This is a genomic window from Pseudomonas sp. DL (assembly GCF_047199225.1).
Lineage (GTDB): Bacteria > Pseudomonadota > Gammaproteobacteria > Pseudomonadales > Pseudomonadaceae > Pseudomonas > Pseudomonas aeruginosa.
Genome location: NZ_CP178323.1, coordinates 2,858,404 through 2,871,315 on the forward strand (window position 1 = coordinate 2,858,404; position 12,912 = coordinate 2,871,315).

General features: G+C 69.0%; 14 protein-coding genes. 5 read left to right on the forward strand and 9 right to left on the reverse strand.

Features of this window, described 5'->3' with window-relative positions; genetic code table 11:
* Window positions 1-3: 3 nt before the first annotated feature.
* Complete coding sequence (gene treA / locus ACI766_RS13480) at window positions 4-1,641, reverse strand: alpha,alpha-trehalase TreA (protein ID WP_023118522.1); 1,638 nt, start codon at window positions 1,639-1,641, stop codon at window positions 4-6.
* Window positions 1,642-1,999: 358 nt separating this feature from the next.
* On the opposite strand from treA, the gene ACI766_RS13485 reads away from it, so the two are divergent.
* The 5 genes from ACI766_RS13485 (at window position 2,000) to ACI766_RS13505 (ending at window position 6,386) form a co-directional block, all read left to right on the forward strand.
* Complete coding sequence (locus ACI766_RS13485; protein WP_003111287.1) at window positions 2,000-2,425, forward strand: hypothetical protein; 426 nt, start codon at window positions 2,000-2,002, stop codon at window positions 2,423-2,425.
* Window positions 2,418-3,737, forward strand: a complete 1,320-nt coding sequence (locus tag ACI766_RS13490; protein ID WP_087823992.1) for a PQQ-dependent sugar dehydrogenase — start codon at window positions 2,418-2,420, stop codon at window positions 3,735-3,737. The genes ACI766_RS13485 and ACI766_RS13490 overlap by 8 nt, the downstream gene beginning before the upstream one ends.
* A 178-nt stretch (window positions 3,738-3,915) precedes the next feature.
* Complete coding sequence (locus ACI766_RS13495) at window positions 3,916-5,325, forward strand: aspartate aminotransferase family protein (RefSeq protein WP_087823993.1); 1,410 nt, start codon at window positions 3,916-3,918, stop codon at window positions 5,323-5,325.
* A 77-nt stretch (window positions 5,326-5,402) separates the two neighbouring features.
* Window positions 5,403-5,621, forward strand: a complete 219-nt coding sequence (locus tag ACI766_RS13500) for an MbtH family protein (RefSeq protein WP_003089636.1) — start codon at window positions 5,403-5,405, stop codon at window positions 5,619-5,621.
* Window positions 5,622-6,386, forward strand: a complete 765-nt coding sequence (locus ACI766_RS13505) for a thioesterase II family protein (protein WP_003105945.1) — start codon at window positions 5,622-5,624, stop codon at window positions 6,384-6,386. It begins immediately after the preceding gene.
* A gap of 99 nt (window positions 6,387-6,485) precedes the next feature.
* On the opposite strand, the gene ACI766_RS13510 is transcribed toward ACI766_RS13505, so the two are convergent.
* Genes ACI766_RS13510 through ACI766_RS13545 form a run of 8 tightly spaced genes read right to left on the reverse strand, consistent with a single transcriptional unit; the run spans window position 6,486 to window position 12,670 of the window.
* Window positions 6,486-7,403 carry a metal ABC transporter solute-binding protein, Zn/Mn family gene (locus ACI766_RS13510; protein WP_003120118.1) on the reverse strand — a complete coding sequence of 306 codons (918 nt, stop codon included), beginning with the start codon at window positions 7,401-7,403 and terminating at the stop codon, window positions 6,486-6,488.
* Window positions 7,400-8,305, reverse strand: coding sequence for a metal ABC transporter permease (locus ACI766_RS13515; protein WP_003106903.1), 906 nt, complete (start codon window positions 8,303-8,305; stop codon window positions 7,400-7,402). Before ACI766_RS13515 ends, ACI766_RS13510 begins: the two co-directional genes overlap by 4 nt.
* Window positions 8,302-9,057: a metal ABC transporter ATP-binding protein gene (locus tag ACI766_RS13520; protein WP_003116923.1), complete on the reverse strand. Its 756-nt coding sequence runs from the start codon at window positions 9,055-9,057 to the stop codon at window positions 8,302-8,304. The genes ACI766_RS13515 and ACI766_RS13520 overlap by 4 nt, the downstream gene beginning before the upstream one ends.
* Window positions 9,054-10,007, reverse strand: coding sequence for a metal ABC transporter substrate-binding protein (locus tag ACI766_RS13525; RefSeq protein ID WP_003113055.1), 954 nt, complete (start codon window positions 10,005-10,007; stop codon window positions 9,054-9,056). Before ACI766_RS13525 ends, ACI766_RS13520 begins: the two co-directional genes overlap by 4 nt.
* Before the next feature lie 32 nt (window positions 10,008-10,039).
* Window positions 10,040-10,600, reverse strand: coding sequence for a DUF6162 family protein (locus ACI766_RS13530; RefSeq protein WP_003089625.1), 561 nt, complete (start codon window positions 10,598-10,600; stop codon window positions 10,040-10,042).
* Complete coding sequence (locus ACI766_RS13535; RefSeq protein ID WP_003089624.1) at window positions 10,597-10,926, reverse strand: hypothetical protein; 330 nt, start codon at window positions 10,924-10,926, stop codon at window positions 10,597-10,599. The genes ACI766_RS13530 and ACI766_RS13535 overlap by 4 nt, the downstream gene beginning before the upstream one ends.
* Complete coding sequence (locus ACI766_RS13540) at window positions 10,923-11,462, reverse strand: hypothetical protein (protein WP_003111932.1); 540 nt, start codon at window positions 11,460-11,462, stop codon at window positions 10,923-10,925. Before ACI766_RS13540 ends, ACI766_RS13535 begins: the two co-directional genes overlap by 4 nt.
* Window positions 11,459-12,670 carry a PepSY-associated TM helix domain-containing protein gene (locus tag ACI766_RS13545; protein WP_003106912.1) on the reverse strand — a complete coding sequence of 404 codons (1,212 nt, stop codon included), beginning with the start codon at window positions 12,668-12,670 and terminating at the stop codon, window positions 11,459-11,461. The genes ACI766_RS13540 and ACI766_RS13545 overlap by 4 nt, the downstream gene beginning before the upstream one ends.
* Window positions 12,671-12,912 lie beyond the last annotated feature (242 nt).

The following is a 12,912-nucleotide window of genomic DNA, read 5'->3' on the forward strand; positions in this document are numbered from 1 at the left end:
GGCTCAGCGACCGGCGCCCGGGCCGTAGAGTCGGAGCAGTTGCAGGGTCACGCCGTTGGACCAGCCGAAGCCGTCCTGCAACGGGTACTCGCCACCGCCGCCGCCGCCCTGGTTGCCGCTGATGTCGTATTTCTCCACCAGTTTTCCTTCGCGGTCGTAGACCTGCTGCACCTGGGCGAGGAATCGCCGGCCGATGTCTTCCGCCAGGGCGTCCCGGCCGTAGGCGCGCAGGCCCTGTACGGCGACCCACTGCAAGGGTGCCCAGCCGTTCGGCTCGTCCCATTGCTGGCCGCTGGCACGGGTGGTGGTGGCCAGTCCGCCCGGGCGCAGCAGTTGGGCGGCGACGCTGTCGGCGGTACGACCGGCGCGTTCGGCGGAGGCCAGCCCGGTGAATAGCGGGAAGAGGCTGGCGGCGTTGATCCGCTCGATGGGCCGCCGGCGTTGCCAGTCGTAGTCGGCGTAGTAGCCCGCCGGGTGCCAGAGGTGGCCTTCGATGGCCTGTCGTCGCTTCTCCGCGCGGGCTCCGTAGCCTTGCTCGCAGGCCTTCAGCGCGCTGCTGGCGCAGGCCTTGGCGATGGTTCGTTCGAGATGGTAGAGCAGGGCGTTGAGGTCCACCGGGACGATGGCGGTGGTGCGGATGCTGGCCAGTTCGCGGCCGTCGTCCAGCCAGCGGGAGGAGAAGTCCCAGCCGCTTTCCGCGCCGGCCCGCAGGTCGCGATAGACCTCGCCCGCGGGGCGCTGCGGGGCGCGCGCGGCGGTCGCCCGATCCTCCAGGAAGGACTCCTGGCGCGGTGTGTCACGGTTGTCCCAGTAGCGGTTCAGCAGGCTGCCGTCGGCCAGTTTCACCACGTGCAGGCGCGCCTCGTTGGGGCGCAGCCCGGCGGAGCCTTCCATCCAGTAGGCGTATTCCTTCTGTAGCTGCGGCAGGTAGCGCCGGTAGGCGGCGTCGCCTTCGCGTCTTGCCTGGAGGTCCACCATGTAGGCGAAGAACGGCGGCTGCGAACGGCTCAGGTAGTAGCTGCGGTTACCGTTGGGAATGTGCCCGTAGGTATCGATCAGGTAGGCGAAGTTGTCGAGCATGTCGCGCACCCGCTGGTGCTGCCCGCTCTCCGCAAGGCCGAGCATGGTGAAGTAGGAGTCCCAGTAGTACACCTCGCGGAAGCGTCCGCCGGGGACCACGTAGGGTTTCGGCAGCGGCAGCAGGCTGCTGTGGGCCGGCACCTGCTCGTAGTGGCGGGTCAACGCCGGCCACAGGTCGCTGATGTGGCTGGCGAGATCGGCACCCGCTTCCGGCGGGGCGGTCTCGACGCTGCCGGACTCCTCGAAGTTGCGGCCGACGAAGGCGCGCAGGTCGAAGCCGGGCCGCTCCCTCTCGCGCAGGTAGTCGGCGCGGATCCGTGCAGGCTCGCGCAGCGGGAGCGCATCGACGAAGTGCTTCTGGTCGCTGAACAGCCGGCTTTCCTGCACCGCCTGGAACAGCTCGGGATAGGCTTCGTCGGGGGCGATCGCGCGTTCGCCGCTGGCGTCCTGCCAACCCCAGGACGCGGGCGGGGTAGGCGCCGGGCCCTGGCTGCAGGCCGCCAGCAGGAGCAGGACCCAGGCCGCGAGCATGGCGCGGGGTAGAGCGGTTCGATCAGGCATCGGCTGTCTCCTCTTCGGCAAACGCCGGGCGCGGATCGGTCGCCGGCGGGGTGCGCCTGGGGCGGCGCGGCAACCCGGCGGGAGGGCCGGGAAGGGCGCTACCCCTGTTTCGGTGAGTCGCGGCGCACGAAGTTCCATCGGAAGGATCGCCAGCGTACCTATCGCTTCCGACAGGTCCTTGCAGATGAACTCCAGCGCTTCGCGCAGGTCCGTCGCAGAAGGGGCGCGAGCCCCCCAGTCGCCGTTTCGCCGTGCCGTTCCCCGCTGCCCGCGCCTTGCGCAGGGCCTCGGCGGTTCGAATCTCCTGCCCGTCCCTTCACGTCGGGAAGCCTGCGTTTCCCGAGAGGAGTGTTTCGCAATGGCCACCGCACTACGCTTCAGACCGCTGGACGCCTTCTACAACGTCCTCAACCCGGTTCCCTTCGGTTTCTTCGTCGCCGCCCTGGTCTTCGACGCCACCTATTTCGCCACGGCGGAGGTGATGTGGGGCAAGAGCGCGGCCTGGCTGATCAGTCTCGGCCTGCTATTCGCCATCCTGCCCTGCGTCGTCGACCTGTGCCGCGTATGGCTGCTGCGGCGCGCGGCGGTCGTCGCGGCGGCCAGGGTTTCCTCCTTGCTGAAGTTCGCCGGCATCGTCCTGGCCATCTTCAATGCCTTCGTGCACAGCCGCGACGCCTATGCGGTGATGCCGGCCGGGCTATGGCTGTCGATCGCGACGGTGCTGCTGCTGGCGCTGGGAGAGGCGCTCCTGGCGGTATCCGCGGAGGAGGTGGCGCATGGCTAGCCTCCACTCGCTGCGCCCCGTCGCGCTTGCCCTCGGCCTGGTCCTGGCCGGCTGCAACCAGGGGTCGCGGAACGATCCGCAGCAGCAGACCGGCGCCAATCCGGCGCTTCCGGAACCGAAGCACTTCCTTCTGCCGCCGATGAAGGTACCGGAAGGCGTGGGCTGGTCGGAAGAGGCCAAGCCGACGGTGGCCCAGGGCCTGAAGATCGAGAAGATCGCCGATGGCTTGCAACACCCTCGCCAGTTGCTGGTCTTGCCCAACGGCGATGTGCTGGTGGTGGAGGCCAACTCGCCCGGCACCGCGCCGGTGACCACGCCGAAGCAACTCATCGCGGGGATGGTCAAGGGGAAGTCCGGCAAGGCCGGCAAGGGCGGCAACCGCATCACCCTGCTGCGCCGCGCCGGCGCCGGAGGCCAGTGGCAGAAGTACGTGTTCCTGGAAGGGCTGGACTCGCCGTTCGGCGTGCAGCGGGTGGGGGATTACCTGTATGTCGCCAATACCGGGAATATCATGCGCTACCGCTACGTGCCGGGTGAAACCCGGGTCGCCGACCCGGGGATGGAGTTCACCGACCTGCCGGACACCATCAACCACCACTGGACCAAGGCGCTGCTCGCCAGTCCCGACGGGCGCAAGCTCTACGTGGGCGTCGGTTCGAACAGCAACATCACCGAGAACGGCGCGGCGATCGAATACCGTCGCGCGGCGATTCTCGAGGTGGACGTCGCCAGCCGCGGCAGCCGCATCTACGCCTCCGGCCTGCGCAACCCGACCGGCCTGCAGTGGGAACCGGTCTCCGGCAAGCTGTGGACCATCGTCAACGAGCGCGACGAGATCGGCAACGACCTGGTCCCGGACTACCTGACCTCGGTACGGGAGGGCGGCTTCTACGGCTGGCCCTACAGCTACTTCGGCCAGCACCTGGATTCGCGGGTGAAGCCGCAGCGTCCCGACCTGGTGGCGAAGGCCATCGTCCCCGACTACGCGCTGGGTTCCCACGTGGCCGCGCTGGGCCTGTTCTTCTACACCGGCGACGAGTTGCCCGAGCGCTATCGCAACGGCGCCTTCGTCAGCGAGCACGGCAGTTGGAACCGCTCGCCGGTCAGCGGCTTCCAGGTGGTCCATGTGCCGTTCGCCGACGGCAAGCCCGCCGGTGCGCCGCAGCCGGTGGTGACCGGGTTCGTCTCCGCGGACGAGAAGCAGTTGTTCGGCGCGCCGGTGGGGTTGGCGCAGGCGGCCGACGGCGCGTTGCTGATCGCCGACGACGTCGGCAACGCGATCTGGCGGGTGAGCGCCGCGGGCGCCGACTAGCGGCCCGCTCGACGGTGTCCGGGCCGGAGCTGGCGGTCCGAGCACGGTGCTGCGGTCCGGCGCAGTAAATCCGTGCGTCCCTCCTGCGTCTCCTGTGCATCCGATCCGCGAATGCCGCCCCTGGCGGCCGGATCGCCGGTTGCCAGTGGAACACCACCACGCCTTGAGGGTTGAAGACATGCACGTCGCCACCAGCGTCATCGAAGACCAGCCGCTCCGCGCCACCCCGGCGGAGGGCGAAACGCTCTACGAGTTCTCCCAGTCGCCCTTGCTGGAACGGCAAAGCCGCCAGGAGTCCAACGCGCGCAGCTATCCGCGGCGGATTCCGCTGGCGCTGAAGAAGGCCAGGGGGCTGCTGGTGGAGGACGTCGAGGGGCGTACCTTCATCGATTGCCTGGCCGGCGCCGGCACCCTGGCGCTGGGGCACAACCATCCGGTGGTGATCGAGGCGATCCGCCAGGTTCTGGCCGACGAGCTGCCGCTGCACACCCTCGACCTGACCACCCCGGTGAAGGACCAGTTCGTCCAGGACCTGTTCGGCCTGCTGCCGCCGGCGCTGGCCGCCGAGGCGAAGATCCAGTTCTGCGGCCCGACCGGCACCGACGCGGTGGAAGCCGCGCTGAAACTGGTGCGCACCGCCACCGGGCGCAGCACCATCCTGTCGTTCCAGGGCGGCTACCACGGCATGAGCCAGGGCGCGCTGGGGCTGATGGGCAATCTCGGACCGAAGAAGCCGTTGGGCGCGGTGCTCAGCACGGGCGTGCAGTTCCTGCCGTATCCCTACGATTACCGTTGCCCGTTCGGTCTCGGCGGCGAGGCGGGGGTCAAGGCGAACCTGCACTATCTGGAGAACCTGCTGAACGATCCGGAAGGCGGCGTGCAGTTGCCGGCGGCGGTGATCGTCGAGGTGGTCCAGGGCGAGGGCGGCGTGGTTCCGGCCGATCTCGACTGGCTGCGCGGCTTGCGGCGGATCACCGAGCAGGCCGGGGTGGCGCTGATCGTCGACGAGATCCAGAGCGGCTTCGCCCGTACCGGCAGGATGTTCGCCTTCGAGCACGCCGGCATCGTCCCCGACGTGGTGGTGCTGTCCAAGGCCATCGGCGGCAGCCTGCCGCTGGCGGTGGTGGTCTACCGCGAATGGCTGGACAAATGGCAGCCCGGCGCCCACGCCGGCACCTTCCGCGGCAACCAGATGGCCATGGCCGCCGGTTCGGCGGTGATGCGCTACCTGAAGGAACACGACCTGGCGGCCCACGCGGCGGCCATGGGCGAGCGCCTGGCCGAGCACCTACGCATCCTCCAGCGCGACTATCCGCAACTGGGCGATATCCGCGGTCGGGGGCTGATGCTCGGGGTCGAGATCGTCGCCCCGCAGGGCGAGGCGGATGCCCTCGGTCATCCGCCGACCGACGGCGCCCTGGCCTCGCGGGTCCAGCGCGAGTGCCTGAGGCGCGGCCTGATCCTCGAACTGGGCGGCCGCCACGGCAGCGTGGTGCGCTTCCTGCCGCCACTGATCATCGGCGCCGAACAGATCGACGAGGTGGCCCGGCGTTTCGCCCGCGCCCTCGGCGCGGCGCTGGCCGGCTAATTTTCCCGCCGGGCTTTTCGTTATCCAACGCAAGGGCCGTGCTGCGCGCGGCCGTTCGATCCCATCAGGAGCAAGCAATGACTTCAGTGTTCGACCGTGACGACATCCAGTTCCAGGTAGTGGTCAACCATGAGGAGCAGTATTCCATCTGGCCGGAATACAAGGAGATTCCCCAGGGCTGGCGGGCGGCCGGCAAGAGCGGCCTGAAGAAGGACTGCCTGGCCTACATCGAGGAAGTCTGGACCGACATGCGCCCGCTGAGCCTGCGCCAGCACATGGACAAGGCGGCCGGCTGAGTGGGCGGTACGCCCGTACGGCTGTTCTGCCTGCCGTATTCCGGCGCCAGCGCCATGACCTACAGCCGCTGGCGGCGCAAGCTGCCGGCCTGGCTGGCGGTGCGTCCGGTGGAGTTGCCGGGGCGCGGGGCGCGGATGGCCGAGCCGTTGCAGACCGACCTGGCGAGCCTGGCGCAGCAACTGGCGCGCGAGCTGCACGACGAGGTCCGCCAGGGCCCCTACGCGATGCTCGGGCACAGCCTCGGCGCCTTGCTCGCCTGCGAGGTGCTGTATGCCTTGCGCGAGCTGGGTTGCCCGACGCCGCTGGGGTTCTTCGCCTGCGGCACCGCGGCGCCGTCGCGACGCGCCGAGTATGACCGCGGTTTCGCCGAACCGAAGAGCGACGCCGAGCTGATCGCCGACCTGCGCGACCTGCAAGGTACGCCGGAAGAGGTGCTGGGCAACCGCGAGCTGATGAGCCTGACCCTGCCGATCCTGCGCGCCGATTTCCTGCTCTGCGGCAGCTATCGTCACCAGCGGCGCCCGCCGCTGGCCTGTCCGATCCGAACGCTTGGCGGCAGGGAGGACAAGGCCAGCGAGGAACAGTTGCTGGCCTGGGCCGAGGAAACCCGCAGCGGTTTCGAACTGGAACTGTTCGACGGCGGGCACTTCTTCATCCATCAGCGCGAGGCCGAGGTGCTGGCGGTCGTCGAGCGCCAGGTCGAGGCCTGGCGCGCGGGGCAGGGCGCCGCGGCGTTGGCGGTGGAGTCGGCGGCGATCTGCTGATGCCCGCGAGGGCGCCATAGGCCCTGCGGCGGGTCCGATGTCGACGAAAAAAAGGCCGGTGAGCAGCGCTCCCCGGCCTTTTTCGTTACGAGGCGCGGCTCAGCCTTTACCGGCCAGCAGCCCTTCGACTATCGCTTTCATGTCGCTTTCCAGGCCGGCCACCGGGTCCGCCGCCTCGGTGTCCACCACTACCAGGCGTGCGCCGCTGGCGGCGATGGCATCGGCGAGGGGCTTGGGTGGCTGGCGATGGTGCAGGACCAGGGCGATATCCTCGCTCTTCAGCTCCTCGGCGAAAGCCTGGATATTGGTCTCGGTCCAGCCGTCGTCGGCCTGGATCTCCACGTCCAGCGGGTCCAGGTTGAGCCCGGCGAGCAGGTAGCCGAGGCGTTCGGAGAGGCTGATCACGCTGAGGTTGTCGGCCTTCGCCAGGCGAGTCTCGTTACTGGCGGTCGCTTCCAGCAATTGCTTCTTCAGCGTCGCCAGGTTGGCCTGGATGGTCGCTGCGGCGCCGGGCGCCAGGCGTTCCAGGTCGCTGGCGAGGACATCGGCCATGCGCCCCAGGTTGGTCGGGTTGAGCCAGGGGTAGGCATGCAGGTCGCTGCCGGGGCGCAGGGCGATGCCGGGCAGGGCGCCGTCCACCGGACGCGCGGCGTCGATCTCGACGATACGGATATTGCTACGGCGGGCCAGCGGGTAGAGCGGGTCGTCGCTCCAGATCGAGCGCAGGTCGATCACCGCGTCGGCCTGCCCGGCGGCCTTGGCCAGGCCGCCGGCGCCGCGCCCGGCGAAGAACGAGGCCTGGCGGCTGGCCGGCAGGTTGGCCGGGGCGACCCGTTGCAGCTTGACCTCGGTGTCCCGCAGCAGGCGTTCGGCGAGGGCGTGGGTGACCGGCAGGCTGGCCAGTACCGTGACTGGCGCGGACTGGGCCGCGGCCGGCGTCGCGGCGAGGGCCGGGAGCGGGCCGGCGAGTCCGGCGCAAGCCAGGGCCAGGGCGAGGCAATGGGGTTTCAGGTTCATCCGGGGGTTCCTTTCAGGTGCGGCAGGCAGCCGCGAGCGATGGCGGCGAGACCGAAGGCCAGGCCGGCGACCAGGATGATCGCGGCGCCGGAGGGAATCGGCAGGTCGAACATGATCGGCAACAGGATACCGGCCAGCGTGCTGACGGTGGCGATCAGCACCGCCAGCCAGAAGAACCCTTTCAGCGACTGGCTGACCAGGCGCGCCGCCGCCGCCGGGATCACCAGCAGGGCTCCGACCAGGATCGCGCCGATCACTTTCACCGCGGCGACGGTGACCAGGGTCACCAGGGCCACGAACAGGTAGTCCAGGCTCTTCACCGCGACCCCGCGCACCGCCGCCAGTTGCGGGTTGAAGCTGGCCAGCATGATGCGGTTGTACAGCGGCAGGGCCAGGCACGGCACCAGCACGGCGACCGCCGCCAGCACCGCGAGGTCATGGCCGTTCACGGTCAGCACCGAGCCGAACAGCACGTTCTCGAGGATATGCACGTTGATCTTGCCCGCCAGCACCAGCAACAGGCTGGCGCCGAGCGCCAGGGACACCGAGAGGAACACCCCGATCAGGGTGTCCGGGGCCAGGCCGGTGCGGTTGCGCAGGTAGTTGAGCAGGACGCCGAACAGCAGGCAGTAGCCGAACAGGCTGCCGTAGGGCCCGGTGTAGGGCTCGCCGAGGAGGATGCCGATGGCCACGCCGGTGAGCGCGGCGTGGCCGACCGCCTCGGAGAAGAAGGCGAAGCGCTTGACCACCACCAGGGTGCCGAGGCCGCCGAGCACCGGGCCGATCAGCAGGCCTGCGAGGAGCGCGTTGACGACGAAGCCGTAGGCCAGGGTCTCCGGAAGGTAGCCGGCGGCGGCCCAGGCCTGGACGGCCTGGCGCAGTTGTTCGTAGGCGTCGTTCATCGGCTGGCCTCCGCGTTCTTCCGGGGCTGGGTGGAGAACAGCGTGAGCAGGCGTTCCGGGGTCAGGCTGCTGGCCGCCGGACCGTCGAACAGCAGGTGGCGGTTGAGACCGCTGACCCGGTCGGCGAGGCGGCCGACGGCCTCCAGGTCGTGCTCGATCCAGAGCACGGTGACGCCGGCCTGGCGCCAGTCCAGCAGCAGCCGCTCGAAGACCTGGATGCCGCCCTCGTCGAGGGCCGACATCGGTTCGTCCAGCACCAGCAGTTGCGGCGGCGGTACCAGGCCCTGGGCCAGCAGCACGCGCTGGCGCTCGCCGCCGGAGAGGGCGCCCATGCGCCGACCGCGCTTGGCCAGCATGCCGACCCGTTCCAGGGCCGCGTCGATCGCCGGGCGCCGGCTGCGCGACAGGCCGAGGAAGGCCGGACGGCGCTGGCACATGGCGGCCATGAAATCGTCGACGGTGAGCGGCAGGCCGCGGTCGAACTCCAGCGCCTGCGGCACGTAGCCGATGCAGCCGGGCGCGCCGGGCCACTCCAGGCGCAGCTCGCCGCGATGCGGCATCTGCCCGAGCAGGGTCTTGACCAGCGAACTCTTGCCGCCGCCGTTCGGTCCGACCAGCGCGTGCACGCTACCGGCCTCGACGCGCAGGCGCACGCCATCGAGGATGCGGCTGCCGCCGAGGCTCAGGTCGATCCCGGCGAAGTCGATGGCCGGCCCGCAAGGCGTGGCGCAAAGCCGTTCGGCCACGGTCATGCGCCGGACTCCTGGATGGCGCGGACCACGGTGTCGAGGTTGCGCGCCATTTCTTCCTCGTACTTGCCGGCGCTGTAGTCGCCATAGGAAATGTGCGACAGCGAATAGAGCTTCACCCCGGACTCGCGCTGGATGGTCTCGACGTAGGTGGAGGGGAAGTCGATCTCGGAGAAGATCACCTTCACGTCCAGCGCCTTGAGCTGGTCGATGGTCTTCTTCAACTGGCTCGGACTCGGCTCGATACCGTGGGCCGGCTCGACCACGGCGGTGACTTCCAGGCCGAATTCGCGCAGCAGGTAGTCGTAGGCGCCGTGGATGGTGGCGACGCGGAAGTCGGCGGCCGGGGCCTTGTTCAGCCGCGCCAGGGCGTCGGCGCGCAGGGCCCGCAGGCGCTTGGCGTAGGCCCGGGCGTTGCGGGTGTAGGCCTTGGCGTTGGCCGGGTCGAGCTTGCCCAGTTCGCGGGCGATGGTGTTGACCTGGGTGATCGAGGCGCTGATGGACAGGAAGGTGTGCGGGTTGACCACCTTGCCGGCGCCGCGCGCGGCCATGCCGGTGGCGGCCAGCAGCGGCACCTTGGCGTTGGCCTCGATCACCGGGATGCCGGGCTTTTCGCTGGAGGCGATCATGCGCTCGGCGAAATCGTCGTGGCCGACGCCGTTGAGCACCACCACGTCGAGCGTGCCGATGCGCTTGATGTCCTCGGCGCGCGGCTCGTAGGCATGCGGGTTGAAACCGGCGGGGATCAGCGGCACCACCTCGGCCTTGTCGCCGACGATGTTGCTCACGTAGCTGTAGTAGGGGTGCAGGGTGATGCCGATGCGCAGGCGCTTGCCGTCTTCGGCCTGGGCCAGCGGGGCGAGCAGGGCCAGCAGCAGGGCGGCCAGCAGGGCGCGGCCCGGGAGGAGGGCGGCGAGGCCGCGCGGACGGGATGAGCGACGGGAGAACAGCATGGAAAAACGCCTTCTGTGGAGTCGATGTGCGATCAATGGCGGTGCTGACGGGTCACGCCGGCGTCGAAGCGGCTGACCACCTGGCGCCAGCCGGCGTCGGCCAGGGCGCGGGCGTCGCCCGGTACGGCGCCGGCAGCGGCCGCGGCGGGCTTCAGCCAGACTTCGGCGGGGCCGAGCAGCAGGAGGAACGAGCCGGCCACCTCGGGCTTGCCGCTGACGCCCAGGTAGCTCGGACGCCCGGCGGTTTCGCCGTGGCTCCAGCGGTGCTCGCCGCGACTGCTCGCGGCGACGTCGGCGACGAAGGGCGGGAAGCCCTCGGCGGCCAGTTCGTCGACGGAGGGCGCGGCTTCGCCGTCGTCCAGGCGCGCCTGGATGTCTTCGGCGGCGACCTGCAGGTCGGCATAGATGCCCTGTTCGGCGGCATTCAGGTCGAGCCGGGCGTCCACCTGGTGGGCGTCCAGGGCTTGCGCTTCATGGGACTGCTGGCGCAGCCCGACCACCGTGGCGGCGAGGGCCAGGATCAGCACGCTGCCGAGCAGTACGTAGAGGGTCTCGTGGCCGGCGCCGGCCGGGCGGACGGTTTCGACGCTCATGGCGCGGCGATGTCGGCGTGGTCGATTTCCACCACGTGGCCGGGGCCGGCGTCGAACAGCACGTAGAACTCGCCGTCGGGACGCTTGAAGGTCAGGGTCGAGTCGGCGCCGAGCTTGCCGGGAACCAGGATCTGCTCGTCGTAGCCGATCACGTCGAGGGTTACGCCGGGGGCGCCGCTGCCGTCGGAGAAGCCGCCCTTGCAGCGGATCTCGCCGGCCTGCACTTCCTCGCATTCGCAGATCGGGTTGTGTGCCAGGGCCGCGCCGCTCAGACCGAGCAACAGGGCGGCCAGGGGCAGGCGCCAGGGGCGGGTGTGGATGCTCATTGCTTACCTCGTTTGTTCAGCCAGGCCACGGTGGCGGGGGATGCCTCGGCCAGGGGAATGGAAGCCTGGTGCATGGAGCCGTCCCAGCCTTCCATGGTGATCCACAGCTCGGCGTCGGGCCGGGTGCGCGGCGGGATCGGCACGCTGGTGCCCATGCGGTAGGGGCTGCCGAAGAAGATCACCCCGGCGGCACGCAGGCTGCGCGGCTTGCCGATGCGCAGGTAGGTCGCCTTGACCTGGGGAATGCAGGCCTGGCAGAGGGCGGCATTGAAGTCCTTCATGAAGCCGGCGGGGCCTTCGTCGTGCGGCGGTTCGATACGCCATTCGGCGAGCTTGAGACTCCAGGGGCCTACCTGGACTTCGCCGATCTCGCGTTCACCCAGTCCGCTGCTGCCAGAGAACAACGCCATGTCGGCGAAATAACGCGGCATGAAACCGAGCGGGATCAGGATCAGCAGAACGTTCAGGTGGAAACGCCAGCGCAGCCAGAACTGGCGCAGCGGCGAAACGGGCTGGGCAACGGCGGCCTTGCTCATGGCTGTCCCTCCGCGGTCTGGTTGGCCATTACCGGCGCCGGCTTGGCCGGTTTCGGCTGGCGCGCCGGGCGCTTGCCGCGCTTGACCAGCGCGGCGGTGGCCTGTGCGGTGCGCTTGCTCCAGATCAGCAGGCCGCTGAGCACCATCATGCTCAGCAGCAGACCGAAGACGAACCAGATCAGCTTGACCCAGATACCGCCGAAATCGCCGGTGTGCAGGGGGCGCATGGATTCGGTGACGAACTGCAGGGGGGTACGGTCGCTGAGCAGGCGGGTGGTTTCGATCTTGCCGGTATAAGGGTTCAGCGCGGCCGACTGGAACATGAGCGGATACCAGCCGCGTCCGGCCACGAACATCGGGCTGTAGGCGTTGCCGGGCAGGAACACCGCGCTGGCCTCCAGGCTGGGGATACGCCCGGTGACGAGCCGCACCGCCTCGTCCAGCTCGATGTATGGAACCTTCTGACCGGGTGCGGCGCGGGGCACGTCGGCGCGTGCGATGACCGGAGGGATGCCGTCGTTGGTCAGGGTGACGTGGTTGTCGGCAAGGATGGCCTGGATCAGGAACCAGGTGCCGGTGATGGAAATCAGGGCGATGAACCAGATCGACCAGATGCCGCTCAGGCGATGGAAGTCGCCCCAGAAGATCCGGGCGCCTTGGTTGATGCGTAATCTGGGTTTGAGAAAGCCCTTCCAGAATCGTTTATAGACCACCAGCCCGGTGATGAGCGATGCCAGCATGGGGAGGCCGAGCAGCGAGACCATGTACCAGCCCCAGCTGTAGCCGTTGTTGAACGGAACCAGCCACCATCCGTGCAGGGCACGGGTGAACTGACGAAAGTCGAAGGAGGGGCTTTCGCCCTGGATGGCGCCGGTGTAGGGGTTGATGTACAGGGTCGCCTCGCTGCCGCCGGGATAGCTGACCTCGGCAGTAAGGGCGAAATGCTCTTCGTCGGGGCGCTGGATGGATTCGACCAGGAGGTCCGGTTGGGCTTCGTTGATCGCCTTCAGGACCTGGCTGAAGCTGAGCGGCTCGGCATCTTCGTAGGGCTTGCTGGCCCGGACGTCAGGGTTGGCCAGCCAGACGATCTCCTGGCTGACCACCGCCAGGGTGCCGGTGACGCAGACGATCAGGACGAAGAACCAGATGGGCAGGGCCAGCCAGCTGTGGACGAGGAACCAGAGTCTGGAGCGGGACTTTTTCGACATGAGGCTAACGGTAGGTTAGGGGTCGTGGGCACCGACCATGGGTTGCGGGGACTGGATGCGCCCCGTTCATCCATATAGGACGAATGAGGCCGGTAGAACCTGAAGGGGAAGATGAAAGCAAATGTTTCGCAGTTGCTTTCAGCCTGGCGCCGGCGGCTTGTCCGAGGGCTTCCGTAAACGCCTGATGGCTATGCAAAAAAACCGATCGGCCAAGGTGCGACCGGAAGTCGCTGTCCGGTTAA

Coding starts and splice junctions, on each gene's coding strand:
- treA (WP_023118522.1), bottom strand. CDS start 1,641: ATGCCTGATCGAACCGCTCTACCCCGCGCCATGCTCGCGGCCTGGGTC.
- ACI766_RS13485 (WP_003111287.1), top strand. CDS start 2,000: ATGGCCACCGCACTACGCTTCAGACCGCTGGACGCCTTCTACAACGTC.
- ACI766_RS13490 (WP_087823992.1), top strand. CDS start 2,418: ATGGCTAGCCTCCACTCGCTGCGCCCCGTCGCGCTTGCCCTCGGCCTG.
- ACI766_RS13495 (WP_087823993.1), top strand. CDS start 3,916: ATGCACGTCGCCACCAGCGTCATCGAAGACCAGCCGCTCCGCGCCACC.
- ACI766_RS13500 (WP_003089636.1), top strand. CDS start 5,403: ATGACTTCAGTGTTCGACCGTGACGACATCCAGTTCCAGGTAGTGGTC.
- ACI766_RS13510 (WP_003120118.1), bottom strand. CDS start 7,403: ATGAACCTGAAACCCCATTGCCTCGCCCTGGCCCTGGCTTGCGCCGGA.
- ACI766_RS13515 (WP_003106903.1), bottom strand. CDS start 8,305: ATGAACGACGCCTACGAACAACTGCGCCAGGCCGTCCAGGCCTGGGCC.
- ACI766_RS13520 (WP_003116923.1), bottom strand. CDS start 9,057: ATGACCGTGGCCGAACGGCTTTGCGCCACGCCTTGCGGGCCGGCCATC.
- ACI766_RS13525 (WP_003113055.1), bottom strand. CDS start 10,007: ATGCTGTTCTCCCGTCGCTCATCCCGTCCGCGCGGCCTCGCCGCCCTC.
- ACI766_RS13530 (WP_003089625.1), bottom strand. CDS start 10,600: ATGAGCGTCGAAACCGTCCGCCCGGCCGGCGCCGGCCACGAGACCCTC.
- ACI766_RS13535 (WP_003089624.1), bottom strand. CDS start 10,926: ATGAGCATCCACACCCGCCCCTGGCGCCTGCCCCTGGCCGCCCTGTTG.
- ACI766_RS13540 (WP_003111932.1), bottom strand. CDS start 11,462: ATGAGCAAGGCCGCCGTTGCCCAGCCCGTTTCGCCGCTGCGCCAGTTC.
- ACI766_RS13545 (WP_003106912.1), bottom strand. CDS start 12,670: ATGTCGAAAAAGTCCCGCTCCAGACTCTGGTTCCTCGTCCACAGCTGG.